The organism is Myxococcales bacterium (genome assembly GCA_016720545.1).
Taxonomy (GTDB): Bacteria; Myxococcota_A; Polyangia; order Polyangiales; family Polyangiaceae; genus JAAFHV01.
The window spans coordinates 369,765-387,569 of sequence record JADKKK010000006.1 but is presented as its reverse complement, the minus strand read 5'-3'; the positions used below and the strand labels follow the sequence as shown (position 1 = coordinate 387,569).

Here is a 17,805-nt window from a genome sequence, read left to right as displayed (position 1 = left end):
GGACGTGTCCCGGCGAAGGGGATCAGTCGTAGTGAATGAGGCCGTGGCCGAAGCGGGGAGTTCGGCCGGCGAGGAGATCGGTGAGAAACTGCCAAATAGCGTCCGCCGGGGGCGGGCAGCCGGGCAGGAAGTAGTCAATCTTTACGACGTCGTGCAGCGGGTGGACCTTGGCGAGCGGCAGCGGCAGCTCGGGGTCGTTCGGGATGAAGCCGCGCTCGACCCCGCGCCCGCTGAGGTAGACCGACTGGAGGCACTCGCGGACGTCGAGGTGGTTTCGCTGCGCGGGGAGCCCGCCGTTTATCGCGCAGGCACCCACGGCGACGAGGATCTTGCACTGTGCACGGAACGCACGCAGCGTGTGCACGTTCTCCGCGTTGCAGAGGCCGCCCTCGATGAGGCCGAGATCGCACGGCCCGGGGTGCTTCTTGTCCGTGAGCGGCGACGCGTCGATCTCGACGCGCTCGAGCAGGGAGACCAGCCGCTCGTCGATGTCGAGGAGGGACATGTGGCAGCCGAAGCACCCCGCGAGCGAGGTGGTCGCGACGCGCAGCTTCCGCGCGGGCGCGCTCATGGGTCCTCCCGCCGCGACGCCGCGGCCGAGGTCGCCACGGCGCGGATGGGCTCGGCGTCGTAGGCCCGCTGACCGATGGGCACCGAGAAGCCGCGGCGCTTCCGCAAGATGACGCCGACGGGGCACACGCTCATGGCCTTGTCTTCCAACGACAGGTGGGTGTCGCCCAGCCTGCCCGACTCCGCGTTCACCACGAGGTGCTTCGTGATCCCGCGCCCCGACAGGGAAAATACGCTCTTCTTGTCGACCAGCGCGCTGGCGCGCACGCACAGCTCGCAGAGGATGCAGCGGTTCAGATCGAGGAGCACCTCGGGGTGGGAGGCGTCGAGGGGTCGATCGGGGAAGAGGGGGCTGAAGTGCGCGTTCGTCACGCCGAGCTCGTAGCCGACCGCTTGGAGCGTGCAGCTCCCGCTCGCCTCGCACGACGGGCAGAAGTGGTTGCCCTCGGTGAACAGAAACTGCACGAGGGTCTTTCGCTGCTCGGTGAGGTCCTCGGCGCTCGACTCGACGACGTCGCCGGCGCGGGCGGGCTCGGTGCAGCTCGCATGAGGACGCCCGTTGACCCGGACGGTGCACACCTTGCAGCTCCCGTGCGGCTCGAACTCGCGGTGGTAACAGAGATACGGAATGTACCGGCCCGCCGCGAGCGCGGCCGCCAGCACGGACTGCCCGGGCTCGAAGGGGATCTCGCGTCCGTCGAGCTGAAACGTGGGTCGATCGGGCGGGGCGTCGCTCATCACTCCTCCTCTTCGAGCTCGTCGCGCCCTTCGAAGTGCGCGCCGGCGTCGTCGCGGGCGGTGACCTCGCGCGCGGGGGCGAGCGACGCGTCGAGGTCGAACGTAGGCAGCACCTCGCGCGAGCGGAGGCGGGTGTCGAACGCGGGTCGGAACTTCTCGAGCGCGTCGAGCACCGGGTTGCCCGCGGTCGTGCCGAGCCCGCAGTGGCTCGTGGCCCGCATGAGACGTGAGACCTTCGCGAGGTCCTTGAGGTCGCGCCGCGAGCCCTCACCGTGCACCACCCGCTCCATCATTTGAGCAGAGAGCGTGGTGCCCACGCGGCACGGCGTGCAGAAGCCGCAGCTCTCGTGGGCGAAGAAGCGCGTGAAGTTCTCCACCACCGCGAGCGGATCGCGTGTGGTGTCGAACACCATGACGGCGCCCGCACACGGCACGTCTTCGAAGGCGATGCGGCGCTCGAGCTCGCGCGCGGAGAGGAGCGTGCCAGAGGGGCCACCCACCTGCACCGCGAGCGTGTCGCGCGCCCCCGCGAGGTCGAGCACCTCGCCGACGCGGACGCCGAAGGGGAGCTCGTAGACGCCGGGGCGGGCGACGTCGCCGGACACCGAGAGCACCTTCGTGCCGGCCGACTGTGGCGTGCCGACGGCCCGCAAGAAGCCCGCGCCGTGGGCGGCCACGAGCGCGGCGGCGATGAGCGTCTCGACGTTGTTCACCACGGTGGGGCGCTGCTTGTAGCCGTGCGTGACGGGGTAGGGTGGGCGGTTTCTCGGGATGCCTCGCCGCCCCTCGAGCGACTCGAGCAGCGCGGACTCCTCGCCGCACACGTACGCCCCGGCGCCGAGGCGCAGCTCGATGTCGAAGTCGAAGCCGGCGACGCCGAGCACGCTCGCGCCGAGCAAGCCCGCGCGCCGCCGCTCGGCGAGCAGGGCGAGGAGCGGCTCCACGAGGAACGGGTACTCTCCTCGCAAATAGAGCAGACCTGTGTTGGCGCCGACGGCGAGCGCCGCGACGGTCATCCCCTCCACCAGGAGGTCGGCGTGGTGCATGAGGAGCTCGCGGTCCTTGAACGTGCCGGGCTCGCCCTCGTCGGCGTTGCACACGATGACGCGTCCGCGCTCGGGGCTGGGGGCCGCCGCGCAGGCCGCCCACTTGGACCCGGCGGGGAAGCCCGCGCCGCCGCGGCCTCGCAGGCCCGAGCGCGAGACCTCGTCGAGGGTGGCCGCCGCTCCCCGCGAGAGGGCCGCTGCGATCGCCTCGCCCGGCGCGAGCGGCGTCGACAAGAGGAGGTCCCTGCGCTCCACGTGCGACTCGATCACGAAGAGGTTCTCGGGCCACAGGTCGACCGGCACGTTCCCGCGGATGAGCGACGTGATGGCCCCGATCCGCGCGGGCGTGAGGCGCCCGATCGCGCGGCCGTTCACCAGCATGGCCGGGCCCTGATCGCAGAGGCCCGTGCAGCTCGTCGCCCCGATCGAGACGAGCCCCGCGGTGTCGTGCGCGCTCACCTCGCCGAGCTGCACGCGGAAGGCGTCGAGCATGCGCTGGCGCAGCTCGTGAGCGCCGGCCATCTCGTCTGTGATGTTGTCGCTGAAGAGCACACGGAAGCGGCCGCGCTCGGCCGAGCCGAAGAACGAGTAGAAGCCGACGACCCCCTCCACCTGGCCGCGGGGCATGCGGAGCGCGTCGGCGAGGCGCGTCATCACGGCGGGGGAGACACGCCCCTCCACCGCGACGACCTCGTGGAGGAGCTGCACGAGGCGCGAGGGGTCGTGCCCGTGCCGCGCGACGAGGGCCTCTAGATCGAGCGACACGGGGCCTCGTGGGCGAGGGTGCAGCCGAGCATGGCCCGAGCCTAGTCCCGCGCGGTGGGCGCGCCAAGGTTGTGCGCGCGCGCTCCTGCCTCGTCCTGCGTGGGCCCTCGCGTCGGCCCCTCAGCGCCGCCACTTGATGCCGCACCCCACGCTCGCGTGCTGCTCGCTCGAGGCGGGCCGGCCTTCCAACACCGCCTCGCACGCTGTCGTCGTCGGCGAAGCCTTGCAACTTCACGCCCGCCGCGGCGACGCCGATAGAGCGGGCGATGCGTCCGAACATGGCGCGCCAGTGCTCCTCCGGACCAAGGGCCGCGTCATGGATGGGCTCGATCAGCGAGGCGAGCGACGTCATGCATGCTCCAGCGGTAGTGGCCCATTATCGACCATTCGCTCCATGGACACCAGCGCGCCAAGCGGGACGCGGGTAGCCTGCGCATCGGAGAGAGACTCCTCTCCTCCACATGAAGGATGGCGCGCGCGCTCAGCTCTGCCAGCCTGTCCGCCATGACGCTGTCCATCACGAACATCCTGAACCACTCCAGTACACTCGGATTCGCCGCGCATGAAGCGCAGCTGCGCCAGGTGCTCACGCCCGCCGTCGCCGTCATCGAGGGTGACGCGCTCGCGGACCCCTTGCCGGGGACGTCGCATCTCGGAGGCGCGCCGGATCTGGTGCCGGGGACGCCGTGGCCCCAGCATGAGGGCGTGCCGATGATGTTCGTCGCGCAGCTCTCGCTCGCGGATGCGAGTCTGTGCGACCCAAGCGGTCTGCTGCCTCGCGAAGGCCACCTATGCTTCTTCCGCTGCACGCAGTGGGAGTTCAGCAGCGACCACGAGGGCGGTAGCGAGTTCGAAGTCTGTTCGGTGTTGCACGTGCCGCAGGGACCGTGTGAGCGCACACACCCCGGGCAGGTCGCGTACGAGGATGACTTCTTCGAGGGCCCGGCGCCGCGCGTCTTCGAGAGTCGCGCTGTCCGCTTCGCGCCGACCTTCGCCCTGCCCGTGTCTCTGGACCACTTTTCCGCGACCCAGCCGTTTCAAGAGAACTACGAATCAATCGCAGAGGCGGTCAATGGCTTTGTCGACGCGCGCGTATCCAATGCACACCGCCTGCTTGGGTATCCGCGCGAGGCAGACTTCGTGGGTGCGTTCGAAGAGGATGACGTGGAGCTGCTGCAGCTCGCCAGCGTGGACGCCTGGCCCATGTCCTGGGGAGATGCGGGGTGTCTTCACTTCGTGATCGCGCGCGAGGACCTAAAGGCCAGCAGGTTTACACGGGTCAAGGTGTTTCAGGCTCTGGGGTAGATGCCACGTTGCTTGTGTAGGCGAGCACTGACCCGAACTTCGAAGCACCAGCGGGAGCTACCGCGTCATGGCCAGATTCGAATACGTCGCAGAGGGCTCAGCGAAGTGCTGGGAGATCTCGGTCACCGGGCGCGACGTCGCGACCCACTGGGGCGGGCTCGGCAACGAGGGACAGCGCAAGACGGCGGCGTGTCGCGGAAGGTCTCTTCGATCGTGAAGCGACGGGCATAGAGCTTCACCACTCCCGCGGCGCCGAGGTCGATGCGGTCCGTGGCGATGCACCAGGCCTCCTTCATGCTCTTCTGGTGCTTCAGCACTACGGCCGGAATGCTCGTCCTGTCTTCCGTGACCTGCACGTCGGAGAGCATCTTTGCGTGGCCGGTAACCGGCACCCAATCTCTGGCCGGGAGGCTGCGCCCCTTGTGGGTCACCTGAATCACCTGGCGGAAGCGAATCGCGCCCGAGGTCACGCGCGTCGTCCTCGTGTCGGGGTGACGGTTGGGGGCGCAGGCCGCCGCGAGCCTCGCGGGGTCGGGGTCAGGGTCGTCGGGGTCGGGGTCGGGGTCAAGGTTGGGGGCGCCGTGACTCGGGGAGCCACGGCGCGTCGCGTGAGCTTCACGAGGGCGGCGGCGATTCGGCCGAGCTTCATGGAGGCGGCTTGGCGTTCGGGTTCTTCGAGGTATAGAGGACCCCGCCGGAGGCGTACGGACGCACCCACGCCTGTCCCGCGCCTGTCTCGGGAGGGCCTCGCCTGTCCCTGTCAGCCCACGCGGGCACCCCCGCAGGCACGCGGGGCGGCAGGGGTCGGCCCGCGGGGCGTCGTTGACGGACACCGATCCTCGTGGTCCTCTCCGTCGGTGTCTCGGCGTCCGGTGTTCTCGCTGCCGTTCGTCTTGCTCCTCTTCTTGAGTCTCGCCCTCTCGGCGTGCGGCGGGTGCAGCGACGAGCCCGGGCCTGCTGGGCCGCCCGGGCTCGAGGCCGACGGAGGTATTGCGCCGCCGCCGCCGGCCGAAGGCGGACCCTGGGTGGATCCGTGCGCGGCTCCGCCTATCGACGGCACGGCCGGGGTCTCTTTTGCGGAGGCGATCCGCTTTCTCACCGAAGGGGCCTGTCCTCGACAGCTCGGCGCCGACGTGGGCTATCTCGAAGCGACGAGGGTATCGGTCGCGAGAGGGCGTGTGCTCGACGAGGCGGGAAAGCCTCTCGTGGGGGCGAAGGTTCTGGCTCCCCGCGAGCCCAAGCTCGGTCAAACCACGACCGATGCCGAAGGCCGCTTCAGCTTCGTCGTGCTGGGTGGGGGCTCGAGTCGACTTCGCTTCGAGGCGCAAAACAAGCTGCTCGCGCACCGCTCGGTGTCGCCCCGCGTAAACCGGTTCGTCGCGCTCGACGACGTGGTGCTCGTCGCGCCGTCGGCCAAGGCAACGCCCCTCACCTTCGGCGCCACGGAATGGCAAGTGGCCAGTGGCGAGACATCGCGCGACGCGAGCGAAGCGCGCACGGCCGTCGTGCTCGTGCCCCCGGGCACTCGCGCCGAGGTCGTGAAGGCCAATGGTGACAAGGCGCCGCTCGAGCGGGGCTCGCTGCGTATTACCGAGTACACGCGAGGGAGCACCGGCCCTGCGGCCATGCCCGGCGAGCTGCCTCCGGCGAGCGCGTACACGTACGCGTCGGCGTTCACGCTCGACGAAGTGGGCGTAGAACCCCGGGTATCCTTCAGCGCGCCCGTCGTCACGTACGTGGACAACTTCCTCCATATGAAGGTGGGGGCGCCCGTGCCCGCCGGCGTGCTTGAAGACGGCGACACCGGCTGGAAGGCCGAGGCCTCTGGGCGCGTCGTGGCGGTGCTCCCGGGGTCGTCGCTCGACACGAACGGCGATGGCCAGGCCGACGACGCCGCCACTCTCGCGGCCGCGGGCGTCACCGCGGGCGAGCTCGCGTCGCTCGCCAAGGGCGGTATCGCGCCCGGCAAGAGCTACCTGCGCGTGCCGATGGCCCACTTCTCGGCGTGGGACCTCAACTGGGCCTTTGGACCGCCGTTCGACTCCGTGTTTCCCCCCAACGGCGACGGCAAGGGCGGCCCTGGCATTCCCTGTTTTGGTTCTGGCGGCTCCTGGTTCGAATGTGAGAGACGCACGCTCGCCGAGGACCTGCCGCTCGTCGGCACGGGCGTGGTGCTCCACTACCACTCCGACCGCATGCCCGGCCGCAAGGACGCGCGCACAGTGACGGTGCCGGTCACGGGAGCCGTCGTGCCGGCTTCGGCCAAGCGGGCCGAGGTGAGCGTGACCGTGCTGGGCGTGACCGAGACGAAGACGTTCGCGCCGCTCACACCCAACCTCACGCACACCTTCTCGTGGAATGGCAAAGACGCGTACGGGCGCGACTGGCCTGGCCAGACCGTGGCCGAGGTGCGAGTCGGGCTCGCCTATGACGGGGTGTATCAAAACGTGCGCAGCTTCGGCGCCTACGGCGACGGCGAGGCCGTGACAGGCGACAAGACCCGCCAGGAGGTGTTCCTACGGCGCACGTACGAACTGCCCGTCGGGGCCCGCGATCAGACGGCGCTCGGCCTCGGCGGTTGGTCGCTGTCCGAGCACCACGTGTACGATCCGGCGGGCCGCGTCCTCTACCGCGGTGATGGCACTACCCGGTACGCCGCCGATCTCGGCGCCACCCTGCGCATCGTGGCGGGCAACGGGCGCTTCGGGGGCGCGGGCGACGGCGGCCAGGCCACCCAAGCCGAGCTCGCCTTGCCCGACGGCGTGGCCGTCGACCCCAAAGCCACGATCTACGTTTCTGAGAGCCTGGGTCACCGCATTCGCAAGATCGAGGGCGGAGTCATTTCTGCGTTCGCGGGCACGGGCACACAAGGCCACACGGGTGACGGCGGCCCGGCGACCCAGGCCAACCTCGACACCCCACGCGCGGTGACGGTGCTGCGCGACGGGCGCGTGTGCTTCGCGGAGCAGTACGCCGACTCCGTACGTTGCGTGGGTCGCGACGGCGTCGTGCGCACCCTCGCCGGAGGGGGCCCGAAGCCCATCACCGCCGCTCCGATCGCAGCGACCGAGGCGACCGTATCGCGCCCCACGGCGCTGGCCGAGGGACCCGACGGCAGCATCTACGTCACCACCGAGGGCACGAGCTCGGTCGCGCGCATCGATCCGAGCGGGCGCATCGAGCTCGCCGTTGGCGGGGGTGTTGAAGCCGGGGAGTCGGTCCCCGCGCGAAGAGCCTCGCTGCTGCTTCCTCGGGGGCTCGCGGTGGGCCCGGACGGCGCGCTCTTCATCGCCGAGCAAGGGCGCAATCGGGTGCGGCGGGTCGATCCGTCCGGCCTGGTGACGACGCTCGCCGGCTCGGGCGACGCCGGGAGCGCGGGCGACGGCGGCCCGGCCGCGAGCGCGAGCTTCCGGGGCCCCACGGCGGTCGCGGTCGATCCTGAAGGAGTCGTTTACGTCTCCGATCAGGGCAATCTTCGCATTCGCCGCGTCGAGCGGGGTCGCGTGCAGGCCTACGCGGGAGGTGGCGATCGGCCCTCGCTCGAGGGCTCGAGCGGGCGACTCTTTGGCCTGTCGACCCGCACGCTGGCGCTCACGAGCGACGGCGCCCTGCTCGCGACGGAGGAGTCGCAGAACCGCGTGGCGACGCTGAGATCGCCCTTTCCCGGCACGACGTCGGGGGAGACGCTGCTGCCGGACGAGTCGGGCTCCCAGGTGTTTGTCTTCGACGCACGAGGCCGGCACCTTCGCACGCTCGACGCGCTCACCACGACGCCGATTCTCACGTTCGGGTACGACGCGGCAGGTCGCCTCCTGAAGATGGAGGACGCCCACCAGAACGCGCTCACGATCACGCGTGACCCCGCCGGGCGCGCCACGCGAATCGCAGCTCCGTTCGGGCAAGTGACGACTCTCGCCTACGACGCGCAAGGTCTCCTCGCCACGGTGACCGACGCGCTCAGCCGCAAGGAGCAGCTCGAGTACGCCCCAGGAGGACTCCTCACGAAGCGCGTCGACCAGGGCGGCGGCGTTCACACGATGTCGTACGACGGCGACGGCAAGCTCGTGACCGACGCCGACGCCGAGAACCGCCGCTTCTCGTTCGCACAGAGCACAGTGCCCGAGGGCACCAAGGTCGACGTCACCACGGGGCTGTCGCGTCGCGAATCGCACGTGTTCCGCGCGGGCCCAGGCATCGACGAAGTGCGTAGTCTCCTCGAGCGCGACGGCACCCGGTTCGACTGGACCACAAAGAAGTCGGGGGAGACCCGCGCCCAGCTGGCCGATGGCACCGAGGTGGAGGTGGTGCCCGAGGCCGATCCGCGCCTTGGCATGCTCGCGCCCTACGCCGCGCGACACGTGGTGAGGTTCCCGAGCGGCCTGACGCGCACAGTGGAGAGCACGTGGGCTGCCAACGTCGACGCGGCGGGGGCCCTGGTGACCCTCTCTGGCGAGCGTCGCACGGCCGACGGCGTGACGCGCATGGCGTACGACGGCCCGGGCCGCACCTGGACCACGACAACGCCCGGGGGCCGGACTCTCACGGCCACCCTCGACGCCGAAGGGCGAGTCGTGCGCTCGCAGCTCCCCGGCTTCCCGGCGACCGATCGTGTGTACGATGCACGCAGCAGGCTCGCCTCGGCGACCACGGGCACGCGCCGCACGACGCTCGGATACGGCGCCGCGGGAGCCCTCGCGAGCGTGGAAGACACCCTCGGGCGGCGCGTAGGGATCGAGCGCGACGGGGCTCTCCGCGCGACAGCGTTCGTGCACACCGACGGGGCGAAGAGCGCCTACGCGTGGAGCGCGATGGACGACCTCACGTTGGTGACGCCGCCTGGCAGGGGCGCACGCGCTGACGTACGGAAAGGACGGGCAGCTCGCCACCTACCTGGCCCCGGGCGCGAGCCCGATCGCGATGGGCTACGATGGAGATCGCGACCTCGCGAAGATCACCCACGAAGACGGGACGGCGACCGACATCGCGCGTGACAGCGCGGGCCGGCCGTCGCGGCTGGTGTACGCGGGCGGTGAGGTGTCGTTCGCGTACGACGCGACGAGTGGCCAGCTTCGCACGCTGACGAACAGCTCGGCGCAAGGCCCGCAGGGGCTCGCGTTCGGGGTGGACGGGGCGCTCCTGCGGGAGGTGACGGCGACCGGTGTCGCCCCTGGCGTGGTCTCCTTCACGTACGACACGATGTTGCGGAGGGCGACGGAGAGCGTCTCGGGCAACCTGGTTTCGTATGGATACGACGCCGACGGCCTCCTGACGCGTGCGGGCACGACCTTCCTCACGCGAGAGCCCGCGAGCGGCCGCCTCGCGAGCCTGAGCGTGGGACTCGCGAGTGCGAGCTTCGGGTACACGGCGCACGGGGAGCTCGCCACGTACCAAGCGCGCAGCGCCGCGGGCACGGTGCTCGATCTCGCGATGGCCTACGACGCGCTGGGCCGCCTCGAAGAGAAGCGCGAGAACGGCGTGACGTACAGGGTTACCTACGATCTGCGCGGCCGCCTGTCGGGTGTGACGCGTAACGGGGCAACCACGCACGCGTACACGTACGACGGAAACGGAAACCGTACCGACAGCGGAATCACGGTAGACGCCCGCGATCGGGTGACGTCGAGAGCGGGTGCAACCTACACGTACACGGGGAAGGGCGAGCGGCTGACCAAGACCGAGGGCGCGAGTCTCACCCGCTACGGCTACGACGGGCGCGGACACCTCACCTCGGCGGAGCTGCCCGGCGGCATCCGCGTCGACTACGATCTGGACGCGTACGGGCGTCGCATCACGAAGCGACGAAACGGCACGACAGAGAATCGATTCCTGTACCGGAACGCGCTGCAACCCGCGGCGGAGGTGGACGCGACAGGCAACGTGCTCACGCGGTACGTGTACACCCGCGGCGAGCTGGGTCCCGATGTGCTCGAGCGCGGCGGCGCCAGCTACGCGCTCTTGAAGGACGAGCGCGGCAGCGTGCGCTTCGTGGTGGACGTGTTTACGGGCGTGGTCGCGCAGGCCCTCGAATACGATCCCTTCGGCAAGGTCGTCGCCGACAGCAACCCCGGTTTTCAGCCCTTTGGGTTCGCCGGCGGCATGTTCGACGCCGACACGGGCCTCACCCACTTCGGCGCCCGCGAGTACGATCCGGAGACAGGCGCGTTCACGCGGAGGGATCCGAGCGGCCTGGAGGGAGGCGAGAACCAATACGCGTACGCCGGAGGAGATCCGGTCAACTACGCGGATCCCGACGGGAACTTCATCGTCCCCATCCTGGTGGGCGCGGCGGTCGCCGGCGCCGAGGGAGGGATCCAGAACTACGTCGACGAAGGCATCGCGGAGGCCTTCGATCCCGGAAGAACCGACTTCGACTGCGGCGCCATGCGAGCCGCGGCGAAGAATGGCGCGGCAGCCGGAGCTGCGGCGGGCGCGGTCGCGGGTGGTGTGGGAGCCATGGCTGGGGGGAAATTCGCTCCGCGAGGGAAGGCGCCGGACCAGGTTCAGCCAGGCACGAGGAACGTCAAAGGACACTACAATTCGCCGAACCGCGCCGCCCCCGAGCCGTACTCCGCACACTATGACGACTACGGTCGACAAGTTGGACGGACGGACTACACAAGCCAGCCGGACCCGTCTACACACACGAATCCCCACCACCACCTCCGGGAATACGGCCCTGGCTTTGGACCGAAGGGAAGAGAAACAGGTCCGTTTCCCGGGCCCCACCCGCTCGATCGGTAAGCCAATGGACAGTCTATCTCTCAACGGTCAACTGCGTGGCTTTACGGTCGTGCTCAGCCTGTCGCTCGGAGGAAAGGACGAGTGTTCGACCTACGACCTCGTACTGCACCTCGCAGAGTCCAGCGCCGTTGGCTCCCGGGCGATCGCTGTTGTGTTCGTGGAAGTCACGAGTCTCTCAGTGTCCGACTTTGGAGGTGGACTCACCCAGCTTTTGCACCTACACGTCATTGACGTGGGGCACCATCAGCGGGATCGCGTCTCCCTAGAAGTCACGGAGCTGGAACGAGGCTCGCTTTCGCTTTCGTGTCGGCGTGCGGAGATCCTTCGTCGCTATCATGTGGGCGACGACCCGAAAACGTCAGCAACCTAGCACTGGGATGGAAGCCTTGGTGAGATCACGACCGGTAGAGCAACACCGTTCGTCGCCGGAGCGACACTGTTGACTCCCGCGACCCGCCGTGATCCCCTCACTGCCGTGTCTCGGGTCTGGGCGTTCTCCTTGCCGTTCGTCTTGGTGCTCTGCCTGAGCCTGCTGCTTGCGGCGTGCGGTGGCGGCAGGCTCTACGCTATGCGCCCGGCGGGCGACGCCGATCCTCGCACACCCGACGGCGTGACGCGCATGGCGTACGACGGCGCGAGCCGCACCTGGACCACGACAACGCCCGGGGGCCGGACTCTCACGGCCACCCTCGACGCCGAAGGGCGAGTCGTGCGATCGCAGCTCCCAGGGTTTCCCGCGACGGATCGCGTGTACGATGCACGCAGCCGGCTCGCCTCGGCGACCACGGGCACGCGCCGCACGACGTTCGCGTACGGCGCCGCGGGAGCCCTCGCGAGCGTGGAAGACACCCTCGGGCGGCGCGTAGGGATCGAGCGCGACGGGGCGCTCCGCGCGACAGCGTTCGTGCACACCGACGGGGCGAAGAGCGCCTACGCGTGGAGCGCGATGGACGACCTCACGTTGGTGACACCGCCTGGCAAGGGCGCGCACGCGCTGACGTACGGAAAGGACGGGCAGCTCGCCACCTACCTGGCCCCGGGCGCGAGCCCGATCGCGATGGGCTACGATGGAGATCGCGACCTCGCGAAGATCACCCACGAAGACGGGACGGCGACCGACATCGCGCGTGACAGCGCGGGCCGGCCGTCGCGGCTGGTGTACGCGGGCGGTGAGGTGTCGTTCGCGTACGACGCGACGAGTGGCCAGCTTCGCACGCTGACGAACAGCTCGGCGCAAGGCCCGCAGGGGCTCGCGTTCGGGTGGGACGGGGCGCTCCTGCGGGAGGTGACGGCGACCGGCGTCGCCCCGGGCGTGGTCTCCTTCACGTACGACACGATGTTGCGGAGGGCGACGGAGAGCGCCTCGGGCAACGCGGTATCGTATGGATACGACGCGGACGGCCTCTTGACGCGGGCGGGCACGACCTTCCTCACCCGAGAGCCCGCGAGCGCGCCCTCGCGAGCCTGAGCGTGGGACTCGCGAGTGCGAGCTTCGGGTACACGGCGCACGGGGAGCTCGCCACGTACCAAGCGCGCAGCGCCGCGGGCACGGTGCTCGATCTCGCGATGGCCTACGACGCGCTGGGCCGCCTCGAAGAGAAGCGCGAGAACGGCGTGACGTACAGGGTTACCTACGATCTGCGCGGCCGCCTGTCGGGTGTGACGCGGAACGGGGCAACCACGCACGCGTACGTACGACGGAAACGGAAACCGTACCGACAGCGGAATCACGGTAGACGCCCGCGATCGGGTGACGTCGAGGCGGGTGCAACCTACACGTACACGGGGGAAGGGCGAGCGGCTGACCAAGACCGAGGGCGCGAGTCTCACCCGCTACGGCTACGACGGGCGCGGACACCTCACCTCGGCGGAGCTGCCCGGCGGCATCCGCGTCGACTACGATCTGGACGCGTACGGGCGTCGCATCACGAAGCGACGAAACGGCACGACAGAGAATCGATTCCTGTACCGGAACGCGCTGCAACCCGCGGCGGAGGTGGACGCGACAGGCAACGTGCTCACGCGGTACGTGTACACCCGCGGCGAGCTGGGTCCCGATGTGCTCGAGCGCGGCGGCGCCAGCTACGCGCTCTTGAAGGACGAGCGCGGCAGCGTGCGCTTCGTGGTGGACGTGTTTACGGGCGTGGTCGCGCAGGCCCTCGAATACGATCCCTTCGGCAAGGTCGTCGCCGACAGCAACCCGGGGTTTCAGCCCTTCGGCTTCGCCGGCGGGATGTTCGACGCCGACACGGGCCTCACCCACTTCGGCGCCCGCGAGTACGACCCGGAGACAGGCGCCTTCACGCGGAGGGATCCGAGCGGGCTGGAGGGAGGCGAGAACCAATACGCGTACGCCGGGGGCGACCCAGTCAACTACGCGGATCCCGACGGGAACTTCATCGTCCCCATCCTGGTGGGCGCGGCGGTCGCCGGCGCCGAGGGAGGGATCCAGAACTACGTCGACGAAGGCATCGCGGAGGCCTTCGATCCCGGAAGAACCGACTTTGACTGCGGCGCGATGCGAGCCGCGGCGGGCCGAGGGGCGGCGGCGGGGGCCGCGGCTGGCGCAGTCGGGGCGGGGGTTGGTGCGGCGGCGAGCCGCCTCAAGTGGGGGAACCCGAAGAGCAAACCCACCTTCGGACACGTTTTTGAGAAACATGGCGCTGGACCGAAAAACGCGGGTCGCCTTCAAGGAACTGCGCGTGGAACTGGCACCCCTCAGGGCCAGTGGACCGACGACGGTGCCGCCGCGAAGTTCCTCGAGAGCTCCAGGGGCGGGCTGTCGGGCCCAGCCGCGGTGCCCATTCCCCGGGACTTGGAGTCTTGCACACGCCCGGCGGGGAGACGGTGCCGGCGGGCAGAGCCATGTTGATTCCTCACCCCTCGGGCGGATACCGAACCGCATTCCGATACCATGAAACGATTCCTCACCGTTCCGCGAAGCCCGCCTCCGGAGGTCCTTCGGGGAGTGTGACCCAGAAGGATGATGACATTCGGAGCGTCTTAGTAGGCCTTGCTGATCAGTGGGAGGTTATCGGAGCGCCCATGATTGTCCATGTCCCCGGGCGCGACCTCCGTACAGCCACGGACTTTGCCATCCTCCTCGGAGCAAGCGCCTCGCGCTATCCTGGCGCTTCGAGGCCGGGCAGCCGTTCACCTTGCTCATGCACGAGCAGACCGCCATGCTCGAGCTTGATATTGTTCCGGACGGGAGTCAGCGCGCCTTTCCGAGTCGCCCCCTCGCGTTTCTGGACGGCGGCGTCGAACAGGTCGCGGAGCCTCCGGGCGGGGCGGGCTCCGCTGAAGAGCTCCACACGTCTACGATGCCACTCTCTGTCGTGGTTGAGGACCTGAAGGAAGCCGTCGCGGTCGTGGAGCGCTGCGCGATGCGCACACACGACACCCACGTGCGACGCTGGGTGCAGGAGTGGCGCGCCGGGAGGTGGTTCTGACGCCCACGAGGCGTTACCCGATCCGCCCGTCGTTGCAGGAGCTTGCGAATCTCGGCGCGGGCAACGCGGTATCGTATGGATACGACGCGGACGGTCTCTTGAGGCGGGCGGGCACGACCTTCCTCACCCGAGAGCCCGCGAGCGGCCGCCTCGCGAGCCTGAGCGTGGGACTCGCGAGTGCGAGCTTGGGTACACGGCGCACGGGAAGCCTCGCCACGTACCAAGCGCGCAGCGCCGCGGGCACGGTCCTCGATCTCGCGATGGCCTACGACGCCCTCGGTCGCCTCGAAGAGAAGCGCGAGAACGGCGTGACGTACAGGGTTGCCTACGATCTGCGCGGTCGCCTGTCGCGTGTGACGCGGAACGGGGCGACCACGCACGCGTACACGTACGACGGGAACGGAAACCGTACCGACAGCGGAATCACGGTGGAGCCCGCGATCGGGTGACGTCGAGCGCGGGTGCAACCTACACGTACACGGGGAAGGGCGAGCGGCTGACCAAGACCGAGGGCGCGAGTCTCACCCGCTACGGCTCGACGGGCGCGGACACCTCACTCGGCGGAGCTGCCCGGCGGCATCCGCGTCGACTACGATCTGGACGCGTACGGCCGTCGCATCACGAAGCGACGAAACGGCACGACAGAGAATCGATTCCTGTACCGGAACGCGCTGCAACCCGCGGCGGAGGTGGACGCGACAGGCAACGTGCTCACGCGGTACGTGTACACCCGCGGCGAGCTGGGTCCCGATGTGCTCCAGCGCGGCGGCGCCAGCTACGCGCTCTTGAAGGACGAGCGCGGCAGCGTGCGCTTCGTGGTGGACGTGTTTTCGGGCGTGGTCGCGCAGGCCCTCGAATACGATCCCTTCGGCAAGGTCCCCGATCTATCGGCACCCAGCGCTGAAGCGTCTGCAGTTTCGTCGGCAAGGGGGCACTCCTCCGGACCTCGCGCGACTGCCTTCTCTTGAGTACTTCTGCGGAAACTGGCATCCCGACCTCCACCTTTCGGAAGCTAAACGTCTTCGGCATCTGTGCCTCTTCAGCTTCAAGGCAAAGAGTCTGGTTGACTTTCCGTGGCCGCAGACATCGAGACCTCTCGACTTCACGCTGGGAAACCTGATCGGCATCGAAGGCATTGAGAAGGCCCCGCGAAGCCTGGTGCGGCTCGAACTCCACAACCTAAGGTCGCTCACACGAGTCGAAGTCAACGACGGAAGCAGCCTCCGCAGTGCAGATGGACACGTGCGGCAAGGCCTCCCTGGTCAAGGCGATCGTGGAATTCGAATGCTTGGCGTTGACAAGTGCGCGCCAATTCCGAACCTGGCCTTCATTGCAGACCTTCTGAATTGGAGTTGTTCGGATTCGGGGACGTGGTCGACGACGGGAATCTTCACGGCCAAAAATCTTTGGATCACCCCGAGGATTCGTGCGTCGGGGGAAAGGGCCCTTGCGGCCGCCCGGCGCCGGGGCCCCATGAGCCCCCCCCGGGGGCCCCGGACGCCCGGCCCGGACCCGCCCCATCCCCTCGCGGTGGGAGTTCGCCGCCGAGCGCCACGCCGTAGGGGTTGCGTGGTCTGCGGTTCCGCGGGCCCTTCGGACCGCGTCTCTCCCGGTTGTTGTTGCGCGCTTCGACTCGCCCCCCGGCGGGGCGGTCCCCCCCCGGGCGGCGTTCCCGTGGCCCCCCCTGGGGGGGGTTTCGTGCGGTCGGCGCGGCGGACGGGCTGTGCCGGTTGGCCGCGGTGCGGGGTCGGGCCCCGCCTTCCTCGCGCTTCGCCGGCGCTCGCGGGACTTCGCGGCTCCTCCTTTGTCCGGCGGGGGCGCGCGCCGGGGTCTTGTTGTGCGCGGGACTCTTCGGTCGGCGCGCGGCTTCCTCGCGCTCCCCGGCGCGGCGCGGGAGCCAGCGGCGTCCCTTGCCGCCGGCGCGCGCTCTCGGGCCGCCCGCGCGGACCTCGCGACGGAGAACCGTCGGGCGTGGCCGGCCGGCTTCTGTGGCCCGGGTCGTGCACCCGGGGCGTGCTCGCGGCCCGGCCCGCCGCGACCGCGTTCCGCCCCAGGCGGCCCGGCGGCGGGGGGTTCCCGGCCGCCGCGCTTTCCGGGCCAGCCCGCGGCGCGCTCGCTTCGGCCCCGGCCGATCCACACAAGCTCGCCCGTCTCTCCGGGCGCTCCGTCGTGACGACTTGTGGGCGGGTGGTGGCGGCGGCCGGCCCTTCTCGTCGCCGCCGCGCGCGCCGGGCGGGTCGGACCGGTCGCCTCCCCCCGCGCGCGCGCCTTCTCTTCCCGCGCCGTGAACGGTCAGCCGCTGGGGCCGCGCCGCGCGGCGCGTGCAGACCGGCCGGACGCGGCCTCGCCTGCGCGCGCTGCTGCGCGCGCCTACTCTGCCCTGGTAGGGGTCGGCCCGCGACCCTTTCGGTCGTCGCCGCGCCCCGTTCGGCCTTTACCCGGCGGCCCACTCGGTCTCGCCGGGGTGGTCGCCGGCGGGTCCGCCCCGCGCCGCGGCACCGCGCTCGTGGGGCGGGGGCGCCTCTCCGCGCCCGCCGGCCGCCCCGCCGGGCCCCGCCCCCCCCCCCCGGCCCCCCTTCCCCCCCCCCCGGCCCCCCCCCCCCCCCGGCCGCCGCCTTCCCCCTCCCCCGTGACCTTCCCCGGGACCCCCCCCTCCCCCCCCCCCCCCCGCCGCCCCGGAAAGCCGGAAAAGCCGCCGCCCCCCCCCCCCCCCCCGTTCTCCCCGCCCCCTTTCCCCCCCCCCGGGGAGCCCCCCCCCCGGGCCGAGGGGGGGGGGCGCCTCTCCCGCCCCCGGACGCCGCCGCCCGCGCGGCCCCGCGCCCCCGGCCGGCGCCCGACGCGCCCCCCGCCCCTTTCGCGCGCTCGACCCCCCCAGGGCGCTCGGAACCCTGCCCGACTTTCGAGAAAGAGCGGAAAATAGGCGGCACTACTCCCACACCGATGCGCAAATCGACGTCGTCATGCGACAACGACGCCGCGCTCTTGGCTAGCCCATGATGCGCATCGCGAACGGGGATATCGCGAGAATCTGGTCCCAGAAGCGTCCCCGACGGGTAGTGGAGAGGGTTGACGCAGTGGGACCACGGTCACGGCGGGGCCCGCCCCCCCGCACGCCGTGGAAACGAGGCCGGGACAGCTGAAACCGACGACTAGTGCATCGACGAGTTCCGCAAGGTGGGCTTGGCCCG

The 17,805-nt window shown here is 70.2% G+C and carries 12 protein-coding genes and 1 pseudogene; 9 read left to right on the top strand and 4 right to left on the bottom strand.

The annotated features are described in order from the left end of the window. Positions 1-22 precede the first annotated feature (22 nt). Genes IPQ09_15375 through IPQ09_15365 form a run of 3 tightly spaced genes read right to left on the bottom strand, consistent with a single transcriptional unit; the run spans position 23 to position 3,143 of the window. Positions 23-571 (bottom strand): NADP oxidoreductase, encoded by a 549-nt coding sequence (locus IPQ09_15375; GenBank protein ID MBL0195576.1) that lies wholly within the window; start codon positions 569-571, stop codon positions 23-25. Continuing rightward, the gene (locus IPQ09_15370; protein MBL0195575.1) at positions 568-1,308 is read right to left on the bottom strand and encodes a (2Fe-2S)-binding protein; all 741 of its coding nucleotides are present in this window, start codon (positions 1,306-1,308) and stop codon (positions 568-570) included. Before IPQ09_15370 ends, IPQ09_15375 begins: the two co-directional genes overlap by 4 nt. After that, a complete protein-coding gene (locus IPQ09_15365; GenBank protein MBL0195574.1) occupies positions 1,308-3,143 on the bottom strand; it encodes an NAD(P)H-dependent oxidoreductase subunit E in 1,836 nt (611 codons plus the stop codon). Before IPQ09_15365 ends, IPQ09_15370 begins: the two co-directional genes overlap by 1 nt. Positions 3,144-3,623: 480 nt before the next feature. Here IPQ09_15365 and IPQ09_15360 point away from each other — a divergent pair, with 480 nt between their 5' ends. Continuing rightward, the gene (locus IPQ09_15360; protein MBL0195573.1) at positions 3,624-4,424 is read left to right on the top strand and encodes a DUF1963 domain-containing protein; all 801 of its coding nucleotides are present in this window, start codon (positions 3,624-3,626) and stop codon (positions 4,422-4,424) included. Positions 4,425-4,546: 122 nt separating this feature from the next. Here the strand turns inward: IPQ09_15360 and IPQ09_15355 are convergent, their stop codons facing one another. Beyond that, positions 4,547-4,894 (bottom strand): hypothetical protein, encoded by a 348-nt coding sequence (locus IPQ09_15355; protein ID MBL0195572.1) that lies wholly within the window; start codon positions 4,892-4,894, stop codon positions 4,547-4,549. A 387-nt stretch (positions 4,895-5,281) separates the two neighbouring features. Here IPQ09_15355 and IPQ09_15350 point away from each other — a divergent pair, with 387 nt between their 5' ends. The 8 genes and pseudogenes from IPQ09_15350 to IPQ09_15315 all read left to right on the top strand — a co-directional run bounded on the left by IPQ09_15350 (position 5,282) and on the right by IPQ09_15315 (position 15,585). Continuing rightward, positions 5,282-9,415 (top strand): hypothetical protein, encoded by a 4,134-nt coding sequence (locus IPQ09_15350; GenBank protein MBL0195571.1) that lies wholly within the window; start codon positions 5,282-5,284, stop codon positions 9,413-9,415. Next, positions 9,342-11,165, top strand: coding sequence for an RHS repeat-associated core domain-containing protein (locus IPQ09_15345; protein ID MBL0195570.1), 1,824 nt, complete (start codon positions 9,342-9,344; stop codon positions 11,163-11,165). Before IPQ09_15350 ends, IPQ09_15345 begins: the two co-directional genes overlap by 74 nt. A 475-nt stretch (positions 11,166-11,640) precedes the next feature. After that, positions 11,641-12,633, top strand: a complete 993-nt coding sequence (locus tag IPQ09_15340; protein ID MBL0195569.1) for an RHS repeat protein — start codon at positions 11,641-11,643, stop codon at positions 12,631-12,633. A gap of 98 nt (positions 12,634-12,731) precedes the next feature. Next, positions 12,732-12,851, top strand: a pseudogene (locus tag IPQ09_15335) (hypothetical protein). 79 nt (positions 12,852-12,930) lie between these two features. Continuing rightward, positions 12,931-14,037, top strand: a complete 1,107-nt coding sequence (locus IPQ09_15330; GenBank protein MBL0195568.1) for a hypothetical protein — start codon at positions 12,931-12,933, stop codon at positions 14,035-14,037. A gap of 292 nt (positions 14,038-14,329) precedes the next feature. Continuing rightward, positions 14,330-14,617: a hypothetical protein gene (locus tag IPQ09_15325; protein ID MBL0195567.1), complete on the top strand. Its 288-nt coding sequence runs from the start codon at positions 14,330-14,332 to the stop codon at positions 14,615-14,617. A gap of 185 nt (positions 14,618-14,802) precedes the next feature. Continuing rightward, positions 14,803-15,066, top strand: coding sequence for a hypothetical protein (locus IPQ09_15320; GenBank protein MBL0195566.1), 264 nt, complete (start codon positions 14,803-14,805; stop codon positions 15,064-15,066). A gap of 240 nt (positions 15,067-15,306) precedes the next feature. Beyond that, positions 15,307-15,585 (top strand): hypothetical protein, encoded by a 279-nt coding sequence (locus IPQ09_15315; protein ID MBL0195565.1) that lies wholly within the window; start codon positions 15,307-15,309, stop codon positions 15,583-15,585. The last annotated feature ends 2,220 nt before the right edge of the window (positions 15,586-17,805 follow it).

Bases quoted from the DNA above. Each gene is read 5' to 3' on its own strand.
- IPQ09_15375 (MBL0195576.1), bottom strand. From the start codon at position 571: ATGAGCGCGCCCGCGCGGAAGCTGCGCGTCGCGACCACCTCGCTCGCG.
- IPQ09_15370 (MBL0195575.1), bottom strand. From the start codon at position 1,308: ATGAGCGACGCCCCGCCCGATCGACCCACGTTTCAGCTCGACGGACGC.
- IPQ09_15360 (MBL0195573.1), top strand. From the start codon at position 3,624: ATGACGCTGTCCATCACGAACATCCTGAACCACTCCAGTACACTCGGA.
- IPQ09_15345 (MBL0195570.1), top strand. From the start codon at position 9,342: ATGGGCTACGATGGAGATCGCGACCTCGCGAAGATCACCCACGAAGAC.
- IPQ09_15325 (MBL0195567.1), top strand. From the start codon at position 14,330: ATGCACGAGCAGACCGCCATGCTCGAGCTTGATATTGTTCCGGACGGG.